This window comes from Paenibacillus sp. FSL R10-2199, from assembly GCF_038000235.1.
GTDB lineage: Bacteria > Bacillota > Bacilli > Paenibacillales > Paenibacillaceae > Paenibacillus_AQ > Paenibacillus_AQ phytohabitans.
Window position 1 is genome coordinate 1,039,266 of record NZ_JBBOBO010000002.1, and the last position, 13,836, is coordinate 1,053,101.

Sequence of the window (13,836 nt, forward strand, 5' to 3'; positions counted from 1 at the left end):
GTAGACACCCCTATAATATAAGGAAAATCCCTTATATTAAATGTTGATTATGGTATTTCATTTATCCATTTTGGTAGGAGTGTGAATACATGAATTTTGAAGACATTAATGAAAATGATGTAATCTACCGCTGTATCGGCAAAGATTTTAATCAGGGTATTGTATCTTGCGGCTTTATGCGGAAAAGATCAGCAGAGCGTTCTCAATATGATTTTAAGATAGGCTATTACAGCTGTTTTGTAGTCTTGCAAGGCAGCGGAACGTTTATTTCGATGGACGGTACCGTTACTCCTATGCAAGCAGGTGATCTTGTTCAACGTTTACCTGAACGTTTGCACTCTACTGTAATTGAACCAGATGGGAATTGGATCGAGTTTTATATCAGTGTCGGGTATCCTGTCTATTCATACTTAAAGACACTTGGAATTATTAATTCCGATAAGGAAGTCCAATCGACACTGTATACGAATGATTTTTTCTTTGATTTTGTTTCCTTGCTGAAAGCCTTGAAAAGTGCAACAGATGAAAGTCTTCCCTCCCTGCTAATGAAGTCTCAGGATTTGATTATCAGATTACACAGTAGCATTCATAATGCTCATAGCAATGAAAATGATAGTAAAATAACAAAAGCCTGCGAGCTGATTAGTGTCTCCAATGATATTCACTTTGATATTCAGGAAGTGGCATCTGCCGTGAATATGGGCTACGAGAACTTCCGGAAATTTTTCAAAGAGACTACGGGGATTTCCCCTAAGCGTTATCACACTGAACATTTAATGAGACAGGCCAAAATGATGCTGCTATCCGGACTTCCCATCAAACACGTAGCCGTTAGTCTTGGTTACGGGGATATATATTCATTCACCAAACAATTTACGAAGTCAGAAGGGGTATCTCCAGGACGATATATCCGTAAAACAAAACCTGTTCAAAATTAAGTTTGAAAAACAAAAAGCAACTCATCCGCAGACAAGTTGCTTTATAAATGCTCTATTGTTAACGGATATTACCTTGTGATTAGAGTTTACCGCTTCGCCTTATAAAACTCATGATACAGCTTCATCAGCGCCCTCTTCTCAATCCGCGACACATAACTCCGCGAGATCCCCAGATCCTTCGCAATCTCCCGCTGCGTCCGCTCTTCTCCGCCGGTGTCTAGCCCAAACCGCCCCACCACGACTTCCTTCTCCCGTTCATCCAATATATCCAAGTTCCGATATATCTTGCTCTTCTCGATCTTAAGATCCACCTCTTTAATGACATCATCTGCCTCTGAGCCAAGGATGTCGATCAGCGTAATCTCATTGCCCTCTTTATCAGTCCCAATCGGATCGTGCAGGGACACATCTTTGCGGGTCTTTTTCAGCGAACGGAGATGCATCAGGATTTCATTCTCTATACAACGGGCCGCAAAAGTCGCTAGCTTCGTGCCCTTATTCGGGCGATAGCTCTCAATAGCCTTGATCAGCCCGATGGTGCCGATGGAGATGAGGTCCTCCATGTCTTCGCCGGTGTTGTCGAATTTTTTGACTATATGGGCAACGAGCCGCAGATTATGCTCAATTAGCAAATTTCGTGCTTTGGCGTCCCCCTCGGCCATCATCCCTAAGTATTTGCTCTCATCCTGCTCCGATAGAGGCTGGGGAAAAGCATTGTTCCTTACGTAAGATACCAGCAGCGTCAGTTCTTTGATCAGCAGCGCAATCGTGCTTATGATTCCAGGCAACTTGGCGACACCTCCCGCACATGTACAATGAAACCGATCTGCAAGCGAGAACTACGGGTTCATGGTCCTTTTATTGTATGTGGGTAGATGCCTAGAAGTGCATGTACGGGTAAAATAGGTACGGGCTTCCTTACATCCTAAGCAGTTCACGGATATCCTCTTCCGACAGCCGGGTGGTCTTGTTCTCTCCAGCTTCGATGACTTCTTCGATGAGATCCTTTTTGCGCTGCTGCAGCTCTAGAATCTTCTCCTCGATGGAGCCTTCTGTGATAAGCCTGATCACCTGCACCACATTCCGTTGCCCCATCCGGTGCGCTCTTCCGATGGCCTGCTCTTCTACTGCCGGATTCCACCACAGGTCATATAAAATAACGGTGTCCGCGCCGGTCAAATTAAGGCCCGTTCCGCCAGCTTTGAGCGAGATTAGGAATACTTCGCCTTCGCCTTCATTGAAACGCCTGCACAGCTCTACCCGTTCCCTGGCCGGAGTGGAGCCGTCGAGATAAAAGGGCTCCACACCCGCATCCACCAGGCTCTGCCGGATCAGCTCCAGCATGCTGGAGAACTGCGAGAACACCAGCATTCTTTTGCCCGAATCGCGGCATTCCTGCACGGTTTCCAGCAATTGCGCAAGCTTGCCTGAGCCGCCCGTATAATTCTCGATGAACAATGACGGGTGGCAGCAGATCTGCCGCAGACGGGTGATTCCCGCCAGAATCTTCATCCGGCTCTTTTGGTAGCCTTCAGTTAGCAAATCCTGTTCGGTATCGTCACGGAGCCTGGATAAGTATGCGAGATACACTTGCTTCTGCTCATCCAGCAGTTCTGTGCGCTGCACGGTATCGATGCGGTCCGGCAGCTCCTCCAGCACATCTTTTTTGAGCCGCCGCAAAATAAAGGGAGATACGATACTGGCGATGCGTCCGGCAGGCAGCTCCTTAAAGGTCGAGCGTCCGGCAAACAGCGACGGGAATACTGTACTGAAGATAGCTTCCAGCTCATCCACCGAATTCTCAATCGGTGTTCCAGTCAGGGCGAATTTCCGGCCAGCCATAATAGATTTAACGGCCTGGGCCGTTTGGGAAGCTGAATTCTTGATCGCTTGGGCTTCATCCAGAATTAGCGCATGAAAGTTGGTGCCGGAATACAGGTCAATATCTCTCCGGAGCAGCGGGTACGAAGTAATAATTACATCCGCTTCCTCCATGGCTTTACTCTCCAGCAGTCCGCTGCGCTCCTCCTTCTGCCCTGCCGCTACCAGCACTTTAACCTCTGGAGCAAACTTGGCAAATTCATTCCCCCAGTTATAGGTCAAGGAGGCCGGACAGAGAATCAGCACCGGAGCTTTCACCTGCACCTCAGTCTCCGGCTCAGCCAGTTCGGAGCAGATATAAGCGATACTCTGAATGGTTTTACCCAGTCCCATATCATCCGCCAGAATTCCGCCGAATCTGAACTTCGACAACGTCTTCATCCACTGGAAGCCTCTGACCTGATAGTCACGGAGCACAGGCTTAAGCTCAGCCGGCAGCTCGAACTCCAGACTGTCCGGTTCCCGCAGCTGCTCCAGGAATACCCGGAGAGACTTGCCCCACTTCGTATGCTTGAACCCCTGCCCCCGCTCCGGAAGCTGCAGCGCCTGAACGGAAGGCAAGCGTATCACGGATTGCTTCAGCTCTTTCCGCTTTAGATTCAGCCGCTCGGCCACATTACCGAATTCGCTGAAGCTTTCATCTGCAAGGGACAGAAAGGCCCCGCTGCTAAGCCGGACATATTTCTTTTTCTCCACGATAGCCTGCATGACGCGAACCGTCTCCTGTTCATCCAATCCCTCCAGCTCAAACGAGATATCCAGCCAGTCCAGGCCCTCATTTAAATTCGCTTTGACTTTGGGATAAGATTTACGCGCCAGCACAAGTCCCTGAACAGCCGGGGTAACCAATAGTTCTGCATAGTCTTCCAGCACTGGAATAACCTCATATAGCGCCTCATAAAGAACCGGTTCATTTACTGAAGCCCAGTGCTCCCGCTCCCGCCTGAGTGGAGAATTATCCAGAACCGCGATGATCTTATTTTCCTGCTGAACATTCCTGATCAGGATCTTCTGCTCGCGGACTGCGTCATCAGGTTTCTCTTCCAGCGGGTTGATAATAATCTCGTCATAATGAAATTCCAGCCGAAACGTCAATGTGCCGTCCGCATAATCCAGATACAGCTTTGCCTGCATGTCCGGTTCCACAATCCGCTCGCTTACTGCCTGCTCCACCCTTACTTTCCCTAGCTTTCTTAAGGCTGGCAGTACCTGCTGAACGACCGATTCGATTTGTCCGGGAGCGATCTCAATATTCTGCGATGCCGCAAATTGCTGTTTTAATAGTGAAAGCATGCTTATAACATCACTGTTCATTGAATATATCTTCCCATTCATGATTACAGTGGAGTAGTCCGGAAACAGCATCAGATGATCCAGTGCTGAAGCTGACAGAACATAGTCCTGTCTCTTCCCTGGTCCAATCGTAAATTCAAGCGGAGGCGCCTCTTCTGCAAGCTCAGCCCGAATTCCCGGGTTCCCCGGTCCCCCCATAATGACATTCACCTCCGGAAAAAGCAGTTTAAGCTTGTCCCAGGCCAGCGGGGTAACGACAATTGTTTTCCCGTCCTTTAAGGAGTTATTATAATAGCTGGGGAGATCATTTCTATAAATTTTTTCAGTGTTTTTCATTAGAATCAGCAGTTCAAGGAATTTCATATCCGCAGGATTAATGTGCTGGTTTTCAGCATCAAAGGTAAATATACTCTTGAAGTATAACGGCTTACGCTGCTCGAAATGCTCTAGAAACTCGTTTATTTTGGACACTACATACAGGCGTTTGATTCCCACACGCATTTCAACGGAGAATCGCGGACTGCTGCTGTAACCATTAACGTTAAGCGTGAACTCAAACTGCAGCGGCTCTGCAAGACCAAATAGTACAGGCTCACTCTCACGGTTAAAAACCGATTTCTGAAAAGAAGAAATAAGGTGCTCCGTCTGGTTGTATTTGGACTTGTTTACGCGTCTGGATGGAGCAGCTTGTGCATCGGCAGGCTCCTTAATCTGCTGCATGTGTATAGCAATAAGTGTTGCCGCTACATGTTTACAGCAGCTATAGTTCTCATAGGCAGGACAAGAACAGTCTGCTTTGAAGGTATCCGTACGGTCATAAATATCAATATTCACCTCATATACTTTCCTTCCCTTCACCTGTGCTTCATAGCTGCTATCGCCCGGGTAAAAGGTAAGGCTGCGGACACACCCCTGTTCATAATAAGACTTCCCCCGGTTATAAAAGTCAGTCCCGCAGAAGTCTCTAATGGCTCTCATAGTAATCTTCATAATAATCACCTTCTCAATATAAAATTCACCTTCATAATATATAGCTAATCACTAGGCATCGCACCATTTCTGCCATTATCATAACTCCAGGCAACAACTGTGGCGCTGTCCCGGCCTAACTGCTGATGCACATCTGTCAATACATCTTGTACACACTTCTCCAGCTCCTCTTCACCTGCAAAAGCAGCATAAAGCCTGCGCGGGTCCTCAAGTACTCTTGCTCCTACCTCCAACAGACCGTCCGTAGTCATCACGATTACGTTATGCCCCTGCCGCAGCTCACGGATTCCGGAAGAATAGCAGGCAACCGGCTGGTCGAAGGTGTTCACGAATCCGATCCATTCATAGTAATTGCGCTGGTTCAAAGCATATTGCCCGCGGGCGGCCAGATCCGGATGAAGCAGATACAGCGAGTTATCTCCTACAGAGAACCACCAGATGTAATTCTCCATACGCACGCTAATCAGACACGCGGTCTCCCCTGTAACCTGCCTGCACTTCCTTATGAAATCCTCCGACTTAAAAATAGACAATAGAAATTCCTCCAGCGCATGAAACGCCTGAAGAACCGGCAGCGAGAGCAGCCTTATGATTTCACCAGCTCCACTGTCGATTGTGCGGATCAGTAGTTCCGCGCTTTCTGCAGTGTTATGGGCATCCAGGAGCATGACAAATTCCCAGCCGCCGCCTGGTTCATTTAATACGTAAGCACCATCCTCATTCTTATCAGCGCCCGCTACCGTGTTCCCGCCGTAACGGCCGATCACCGTACTCTTATATGTAACTGTTACCGGATTGTCGAGATGCATCTCGTCACTGCCCGTCCAGCTGAACTTAAATATCTCTTGTTCCATCGTGACCTTCCCGCCCTTCCAAGCAGATTCTATGTTTATATGATTATACACTTTCTCTATCTAACCCGGTCACGCAAAAAAAGAGACCAGCACCCTGCTGCGTCTCTTCGTAACGTGAACTCTTTTCCTATATTAGCTTACTCTGCCGCAACACGGAACAATGCTGCTCCATGGGGTGGAATGGCTGCACTCAGTGTATCTGCAAGCAGGCCGGTTTGCTTCCCGGTCCACAGCTCCTTGGCCTTAACCCCGCTGCCCATTCGCAGATCGGCAATAGCTACAGACACTTCCGCCAGTAGCTCGCCTGTGTTGAACAAAGCTACGAAGCGCTCGCCTTCAGGACCTTCAGCTAACCACACAATCTGATCGCCGCGACGGCTGATCTGCCGGGCGCCATAACTGTGACGGTGCATGTTCAGCACATCCTGGTTGGTCAGAAGAGACAGCGTCCATTCATCGTTATCACGCATCTCACCGCCGAACATGAGCGGGGAACGGAAGAGGGTCCATAAGGTCATCATCGTTACTTGCTCGTCCTTCGTGAAGTTCGTCCAGCGGTCATGCTGCACACCGCGTATTCCGATACGCCCAAGCGGCAGCATATCGCAATCCGGCCAGCAGCCGGGTTTAGGCCGGCCTTCCCAAGTGGAACAGCGGTCGAACATATCCAGGAGGAGCGGCCAGCGGTCCCAGAAATCATCCGTCATTCTCCATACATTCGCATGGTTCTCCAAGAAGTCAGCATGCTTCACAGGTGCAGGTCCCGGCGACAGGCTCAGCACAATGCTGCGGCCAGTATGGTCAATGGCTTTGCGGATCAGCTCGATCTCGGCCAGATGGGGGCCGCCATGCAACCAGGAATCTGCGATATCATCCACCTTGATGTAATCGACATCCCATGACGCGTACAGCTCGAACAAAGAATTGTAATATTCCTGGGCACCTTCCTTGGAAGCATCCACACCATACATATCCGTATTCCAGCCGCAGAAGGAACAGGTATGTGCGATATCGCGTGCAGTCACCGCCGTTCCCATGATGGGTGTATTGTCGTGAACCGCCTGACGGGGAATACCGCGCATAATATGAATTCCGAACTTCAGGCCAAGACTATGTACATAATCAGCAAGCGGTTTAAACCCAAGACCGCCTTCTGCCGAAGGGAAACGGTTCACCGCAGGAATCAGCCGGGAATATGCGTCTGTCTCCAGCCGGACAAAAGGACGATACTGGTCCGACACGGCCCCGGGCTCATACCACTGAATATCAACCACTATATATTCCCAGCCATGCTCCTTCAGGTTGCGGGCCATGTATTCAGCATTCCCCCGTACCTCTGCCTCCGTCACCGAAGCACCATAGCAATCCCAGCTGTTCCAGCCCATTGGCGGTGTAGGGGCGAATTCCCGATGATTCATAAGTTATGTGACCTCCATTTGTGAATGAATTGTATTTTATTGTGGATACAGAATCATTGTATCGGCTATTCCTGTCTGTTTCCACCGTAAAATTGATTCACAAATAGCACAAAATTGCTGTCCGAGGTTCAATCCACCTTCGCCCCGTAGGAACGCATAAACAGAGCAGCCTGCTCCAGATCCATCCGCGCGCCTTTCACATCCAGTGCCTTCAGGTCAACACCCTGTAGATTCGCTCCCCGCAGGTCGGCCCCTGCAAGCTTGGCCCGGCCCAGCGATACCCGCTCCAGATTGCAGTCTCTGAGATCAGCCTTCGTCAGGTCGGTATCGGTGAAGTCGGCCTCGAAGAAGCGCACTCCGCGCAGGTCCTGCTTGCTCAGATTGGCATGCCGCAGATTCGTGTACGACCAGTCTCCACCGTCAATGGTAATGCCGTCCACCTGGGCGCCGGAGAAGTCCGAGCCGGTCATTTTGCAGGCGATAAATTTGGAGACAAAGAGATTCGCGCCGTTAAACTTGCAATTCTCAAACGCAGACTCGTTATGAATCGAGGAGTTCAGGCTGACACCCTTGAAGTCGCATTCAATGAACCGGCAGTAGCTGGTATCGATCTCCTCCATAGAAGTGTTCATGAAGGTGCATTTCTCAAAAGTGCAGCTGATCAGCTCACCATAACGCAAATCCTGCCCGTCAAAATGGACACGGGTAAATTCGCGGTCTTTATATTGATACATGGGTTAACCCTCCGGTATATAGTATTTATTGTGTACAAAAAACTTGGCGGCCCTCACCAGAGAACTCCCCGGAAAAGACCGCCGACACTTATTAAAATTATGTTCCGTCTCTATTATAGAACGCTTTTAGCCTTCCGCCGCGATTTGCTCTTATCATTCTTTATTCGGAGCTTCTCTTCAGCAAGTCTTGCATGCTCTGCCTCCCGCTGCTGTTCCCTCACGAGCTGATCTGCTGCCCGCTGCGCAGCTTTTAGCTGCACTTCCTTGCCGATCTGAGCCTGCAGCACCGGATCAAGAAGGCGCAGATGCTGCTCAAAAGCCTCCGGGTACAAGAAGCTTTTCTCGCCCGTATCTCCGGAGAAATCAATGATAATCCGCTCTTCCACTTGACCTACGACAGTTCCCGCTCCATATTTGCTATGCTCAACCTGCATCTGGATTAAGTTCATCTTCTCCCCATCTCTTGGTTCAGATATTTGCCCGTATAGCTCGTCTCATGCACCGCAACCTCTTCAGGAGTTCCTGTACAGACGATCTCTCCCCCGTCCGCGCCGCCCTCCGGGCCGAGATCAATAATGTAATCAGCATTCTTGATCAGCTCCAGATTATGTTCAATGACCACTACGGTGTTGCCGGCATCGGTCAGGGAATGCAGGACATCAATTAACTGGTGCACATCGGCAAAATGCAGTCCGGTCGTTGGCTCATCCATCACATATAGCGTGGAACCGGTAGCGGGCTTAAGCAGCTCTGCCGCCAGCTTCACCCGCTGCGCCTCGCCGCCTGACAAGGTCGTGGAGGATTGGCCCAGCTTGATATAACCGAGGCCAACGATGCAAAGAGCCTCAAGCTTTTTACGGATTTTCGGAATATTGCCAAAGAATTGGACGGCTTCCTGAGCGGTCAAGTCCAGCACATCCGCGATGCTTTTACCTTTATAATGCACCTCAAGCGTCTCCCGGCTGTATCTCCGTCCTTTGCAAATGCTGCACTGCACATACACGTCCGGCAGAAAATGCATCTCCACCTTGATCAGTCCGTCTCCCGCACAGGCTTCACACCGGCCGCCCTTGATATTGAAGGAGAACCGCCCCGGGCCGTAGGCACGAACCTTGGCCTCATTCGTCAGCGAGAACAAGGTGCGGATATTATCGAATACCCCGGTATAGGTGGCAGGATTAGAACGCGGAGTACGCCCGATCGGCTTCTGATCGATATTAATAACTTTGTCGAGATGCTCTATCCCGTCGATGCTCTGATGTTCCCCGGGAATCGTATGAGCCCGATTAAGTGTAGAAGCCAGCTTCTTGTACAGGATTTCGTTGACCAGACTGGATTTGCCTGAGCCGGAAACCCCGGTCACACAGGTTAACGTGCCTAACGGAATAGATACCGTAATCCCCTTCAGATTGTTGGCGGCAGCTCCGGTAATCGTCAGCTGTTTGCCGTTCCCGCTCCGCCGCTCTTCCGGGACGGATATTTGTCTGCTCCGGGACAGGTACTGGCCGGTGATCGAGCGGGATTCGGCCAGTATATCTTCAAGGGTACCCTGCGCCACAACCTCTCCGCCGTGTATTCCGGCATTTGGACCTATATCGACAATCCAGTCCGCCTGGCGGATCGTATCTTCATCATGCTCCACTACAATTAACGTATTGCCGAGGTCGCGCATCTTCTTCAGAGCCAGCAGCAGTCGGTCATTATCCCGTTGATGCAGGCCGATCGACGGCTCGTCAAGAATATAGAGGACGCCCATAAGACCGGAACCCAGCTGTGTGGCCAGACGAATGCGCTGGCTTTCACCGCCTGATAACGTTCCGGCAGCTCTCGAGAGCGTCAGATAATTTAGTCCGACATTATTCAGGAACCGGAACCGGGCATCAATCTCCTGCAGGATGGTACCGGCAATCTCCGCATTCGCAGCAGTCAGGCTAAGCCCGGCAATAAAGTCTACTGCAGCCTCCACCGGTAAATGGCAGAACTCTGCAATGCTTTTACCGCCGACCTTCACACCAAGCACAACAGGCGACAGACGGTCACCGTGACAATGGGGGCAAGGCAGAACGGACATGTATTCCTCCAGTTCCTTCTTCATCGCTTCGGATGGAGTTTCCCGGTAACGCCGCTCCAGATTATTGACGATTCCTTCGAAGGCTTCTTTGACATAGTTCCGGAGGGCATCACCGGGATGGTGCACTTCAAGCTTCTCGCCGTTAGTCCCGTACAGCAGCACGTTCATGGCCTCTGATGATAGCTCCTGCAGTGGTGTGCTGAAGTCGAAGCCGTACTTTTCACCCAAGGCCTCATAGTACATTTTGCAAAAAGAGTTGGTCTTCACATTACTCCAGCCGTTCGCGATAATCCCGCCGGATTGGATGGAGCGGCTGGTGTCCGGCATGATTTTATCCGGATCAACCTTCAGATGTGAACCCAGACCTGTACAGGCCGGGCAAGCCCCTTCATGGTTATTGAAAGAGAACATGCGGGGGGATAGCTCCGGCAAAGACACTTCACAATGCGGGCAGGCGTAGCTCTGCGAATACGTTACCTCTTCACCGCTGGCACTCTGGTGAATGATCACCAAATCCCCGGACAGGGCAAACGCATGCTCCAGAGAATCGGCCAGCCGCTGAACATCCATGTCTTTCACGATCAGCCGGTCGATAACAATTTCGATGGAGTGCTTTTTATTCTTGTCCAGGGAAATGGGGTCTGTTACATGATGGACCACGCCGTTCACCCGGACACGGACATATCCGCCCAGCTTAGCCTGCTCGAATATATGCTGATGCGCACCTTTTTTGTTCCGGACCATGGGCGCCAGCACCTCATATTTGGTTCCTTCCGGCAGCCCCGCAATCTGTTCTACAATCTGGTCCACGGATTGCCGCTGTATGATCCGCCCGCAGGACGGACAATGCGGGGTTCCGATCTTAGACCATAACAACCGCAAATAGTCATAAATCTCAGTTACCGTTCCTACGGTGGAACGCGGATTGCTCGAGGTAGTTTTCTGTTCAATGGCGATGGCAGGTGACAGCCCGTCAATGGCATCCACATCCGGCTTGCCCATCAGTCCCAGGAATTGCCGGGCGTAGGATGATAAAGATTCCACATAACGCATCTGTCCTTCGGCGTAGAGCGTATCAAAAGCCAGGCTTGATTTACCCGAGCCGCTCACTCCGGTGAACACTACTAACTGATTACGCGGAATGTTAAGGCTGATATTCTGCAGGTTATTTTCTCTTGCTCCGCTTACCGTTATATATTGATGCAATAGTAGTCCTCCAGTATTGACCGGAAACCCGGCCATTTCAGTTCATCTGCGGCTCCCAGGCCATTTGATAATAATCACCTATAAATAAATTGTAGCATATGCCTGTCAAGTCTTTTTACCATATAATGTTATAAAAACAATAATTATTTTCTCCCTTTTTTTCTCCATGCTCTGTAATTCCATTGTAATCCAGCACTCGCTTATGAGCAGATAGGACCACAGCAAAGCGGCCCCCGGCCGTCATTACGGTCCAGGGGCCACTTTATGTTAGTAGATTGAGTCAACGTTCACTGCCGTCTCTCTCCATGTACTCTATTTTCTCCCGGCTGATTCTGTAGAGCTTATCGTCCGGGCCCGGATTCAGGCTGTCACTCGCTGCCACGAACCTTCTATCCGTATCCCGCAGCATATACACTCCGGTTAGAACCTCTCCCCCGGTCAGCTTAATGTTCATTCTGGAGGCCTGGTAATAATTCGCGGCATACCAGCTGTACAGCGGCCGCATCAGCAGTTTGCCGATCACGAAATAGAGTGTAACCATGATCAGCAGCAGCGAGTAGACCACTGCCTGGTCCTGTCCATAGACGAAATAGAGGATATCGAACTGATCCGTCATATTCAGGTTATAGGTAACAATGAGCTTACCCATCAGCAGCATGCCGAACAGCAGATAGAAGCTTATGCCAAGCAGCACATGTATCAGCAGAATCCAAGGCCGGTAAGGCGAACTCTGCTTGCGCATACCGGATGTCAGACAATACGTAACGAGCAGTCCTGCGGCAGCCAGTGAAATAAGCAGAGGATTCCTCAGCAGATGAAGAACGTACAGAAGCAAGCCGTTAATTCCGGCAAAGATAAGAATATCCGCCAGTATGGATTTGGTACGCTCTCTGAGGCTGCCCGCCGGAAGCTGAACCGGGGAGCCGCCCTGCAGGAAGTCTACCGTCCACACGATCAGGAGCAGCAAGCTAAACCAGGTTAGTGTAATTGAAAATGGTATCAGATTGAAATACTGCAAGAACGAAACACCATCCTTATTTTTCCTTAACCATAGCATTCCGGCCGTTCTCCCTGCCGTAACATTCGTCTCCTTCATTATTGTTCTGAACACACTTTCACTACTACCGGAGGGTAACCATTTATGCTGTTGCTGGAATCATGCGTTATTGCGTTATTGCTGTCTTTTTCATACAAAATGCAAAAAAAGAGTACAACCGCATCTCGCGCAGCTGACTCTTTTTTTGAATTAACATTTATTTAAGATCCTGCATGAGCGTTCTTATCTTGGAATAATGACCGCTTACCCGATCGGCCAAGTAATTGTACATTAGCTGATTTTCCGCAAGCTTCGCCATCTCCATATCCATGTCCACATTATTGCCGTTATTATTCATCGCAGTATGGCTGTTCGTAATCATGCGGTAAGGGATTAAGGGTGCATCAGCATCCTTGATCTGCAGATGTTTGTGATGGGTCTGCTTTATTTCCAGCTCATCCTGAGTGTCATTCTGGATAGCACGCCTGAGTTCCTCCTGGAACTCAACGGTTTTCTTCTTGTAGTTGGGGGTGTCTGCATTGGCTATATTCTCGGCTATCGCTCTGTGCCTTACATTGAGTACATTTAATAGGGATTCGTTAATTTTTGAAGAGCTGCTCTGAATCAAAGTTGAACCTCCTTCTCCGTCCATCAAGCTGTATAGTTTAAATTTTAAATAATACCCTTTTATCTTACAATACCATGACCCAAATATAAAGCAGCATCCAGCCTGGCACATATTCATTTATGTATAAGAAAAAAAGAGCCACAGCTCATCTACAGAGCCAGCGCCTCTTCCGTAATTCTTTTAATATCAATGGAGGACAGTGTTTCTTCATTCACCATATCCGGCAGGATTTCTGCCAGGAAGTAATCCACACATCTCAGCTCAATATTCTTGATCTTGATCAGGGCATTGCGGTACATCACCACAAATTCCTTCTCCGTGTTCCCTCTTTGCAGCTCGGCAAAAGCTTCATATACCTGATCCATCTTGTCGGCAACCTCCAGAATCAAGCCTTCAATCGACTCGTCCTTGCCCTCGCGCAGCTGATGGTAGAAGATGCTTTTGAACTCATCCGGGATATGCTCCTTGATGAAGTTGTCGATCATGCCCTCCTCGACCTGCTGAATCAGCGACCTTAGCTGGAGTGAGGAGTGCTTCACCGGAGTTTTGATGTCCCCGATAAAAATCTCTCCGTAATCATGGCTGCTCGTAATCTCGTACAGCTTCTTCCAGTCGATGACCGCACCGTGTTTCTCTTCAATATCTGCCAGTGTTTTGGCGTATTGTACGACCTTCCAGGAATGGGCCGCTACGCTGTGCTCCTCGAATTTGAATTTGCCCGGACAGCGGATAATGCGTTCCAGTTCATTCAGTGAGCGAAAATACTTGTGAATTCCCATGAGGCCAG

General features: G+C 49.6%; 11 protein-coding genes. 1 reads left to right on the plus strand and 10 read right to left on the minus strand.

Features of this window, described 5'->3' with window-relative positions; all coding sequences use genetic code 11:
* The first annotated feature begins 89 nt into the window (after positions 1-89).
* Complete coding sequence (locus NYE33_RS32300) at positions 90-938, plus strand: helix-turn-helix domain-containing protein (RefSeq protein ID WP_341069397.1); 849 nt, start codon at positions 90-92, stop codon at positions 936-938.
* Between the two features lie 86 nt (positions 939-1,024).
* Here the strand turns inward: NYE33_RS32300 and sigK are convergent, their stop codons facing one another.
* The 10 genes from sigK to NYE33_RS32350 form a co-directional block, all read right to left on the minus strand.
* Complete coding sequence (gene sigK / locus NYE33_RS32305; protein ID WP_038587424.1) at positions 1,025-1,726, minus strand: RNA polymerase sporulation sigma factor SigK; 702 nt, start codon at positions 1,724-1,726, stop codon at positions 1,025-1,027.
* Positions 1,727-1,856: 130 nt separating this feature from the next.
* Positions 1,857-5,090: a DEAD/DEAH box helicase gene (locus NYE33_RS32310; RefSeq protein WP_341069400.1), complete on the minus strand. Its 3,234-nt coding sequence runs from the start codon at positions 5,088-5,090 to the stop codon at positions 1,857-1,859.
* A gap of 56 nt (positions 5,091-5,146) precedes the next feature.
* Positions 5,147-5,956 (minus strand): protein phosphatase 2C domain-containing protein, encoded by an 810-nt coding sequence (locus NYE33_RS32315; RefSeq protein ID WP_341069402.1) that lies wholly within the window; start codon positions 5,954-5,956, stop codon positions 5,147-5,149.
* Between the two features lie 137 nt (positions 5,957-6,093).
* A complete protein-coding gene (locus NYE33_RS32320) occupies positions 6,094-7,374 on the minus strand; it encodes a glycoside hydrolase family 27 protein (protein WP_341069405.1) in 1,281 nt (426 codons plus the stop codon).
* A gap of 128 nt (positions 7,375-7,502) precedes the next feature.
* Entirely contained in the window at positions 7,503-8,108 is a 606-nt protein-coding gene (locus NYE33_RS32325) for a pentapeptide repeat-containing protein (RefSeq protein ID WP_042211190.1), read from the minus strand.
* A gap of 113 nt (positions 8,109-8,221) precedes the next feature.
* A complete protein-coding gene (locus NYE33_RS32330; protein ID WP_042134564.1) occupies positions 8,222-8,557 on the minus strand; it encodes a hypothetical protein in 336 nt (111 codons plus the stop codon).
* Positions 8,554-11,421 carry an excinuclease ABC subunit UvrA gene (gene uvrA / locus NYE33_RS32335; RefSeq protein ID WP_341069409.1) on the minus strand — a complete coding sequence of 956 codons (2,868 nt, stop codon included), beginning with the start codon at positions 11,419-11,421 and terminating at the stop codon, positions 8,554-8,556. Before uvrA ends, NYE33_RS32330 begins: the two co-directional genes overlap by 4 nt.
* Before the next feature lie 244 nt (positions 11,422-11,665).
* On the minus strand, positions 11,666-12,442 hold the full coding sequence (locus NYE33_RS32340; RefSeq protein WP_341069411.1) for a hypothetical protein: 777 nt from the start codon (positions 12,440-12,442) through the stop codon (positions 11,666-11,668).
* A 196-nt stretch (positions 12,443-12,638) separates the two neighbouring features.
* Positions 12,639-13,049, minus strand: a complete 411-nt coding sequence (flgB, locus tag NYE33_RS32345) for a flagellar basal body rod protein FlgB (RefSeq protein ID WP_341069413.1) — start codon at positions 13,047-13,049, stop codon at positions 12,639-12,641.
* Between the two features lie 149 nt (positions 13,050-13,198).
* On the minus strand, positions 13,199-13,828 hold the full coding sequence (locus NYE33_RS32350) for a YfbR-like 5'-deoxynucleotidase (protein ID WP_039301156.1): 630 nt from the start codon (positions 13,826-13,828) through the stop codon (positions 13,199-13,201).
* Between the last annotated feature and the right edge of the window lie 8 nt (positions 13,829-13,836).

What these genes read in the sequence shown, in the direction of transcription:
- NYE33_RS32320 (WP_341069405.1), bottom strand. Translation starts at nt 7,374, where the DNA reads ATGAATCATCGGGAATTCGCCCCTACACCGCCAATGGGCTGGAACAGC.
- NYE33_RS32315 (WP_341069402.1), bottom strand. Translation starts at nt 5,956, where the DNA reads ATGGAACAAGAGATATTTAAGTTCAGCTGGACGGGCAGTGACGAGATG.
- NYE33_RS32350 (WP_039301156.1), bottom strand. Translation starts at nt 13,828, where the DNA reads ATGGGAATTCACAAGTATTTTCGCTCACTGAATGAACTGGAACGCATT.
- NYE33_RS32330 (WP_042134564.1), bottom strand. Translation starts at nt 8,557, where the DNA reads ATGAACTTAATCCAGATGCAGGTTGAGCATAGCAAATATGGAGCGGGA.
- NYE33_RS32310 (WP_341069400.1), bottom strand. Translation starts at nt 5,090, where the DNA reads ATGAGAGCCATTAGAGACTTCTGCGGGACTGACTTTTATAACCGGGGG.
- NYE33_RS32325 (WP_042211190.1), bottom strand. Translation starts at nt 8,108, where the DNA reads ATGTATCAATATAAAGACCGCGAATTTACCCGTGTCCATTTTGACGGG.
- NYE33_RS32300 (WP_341069397.1), top strand. Translation starts at nt 90, where the DNA reads ATGAATTTTGAAGACATTAATGAAAATGATGTAATCTACCGCTGTATC.
- uvrA (WP_341069409.1), bottom strand. Translation starts at nt 11,421, where the DNA reads ATGGCCGGGTTTCCGGTCAATACTGGAGGACTACTATTGCATCAATAT.
- NYE33_RS32340 (WP_341069411.1), bottom strand. Translation starts at nt 12,442, where the DNA reads ATGCTATGGTTAAGGAAAAATAAGGATGGTGTTTCGTTCTTGCAGTAT.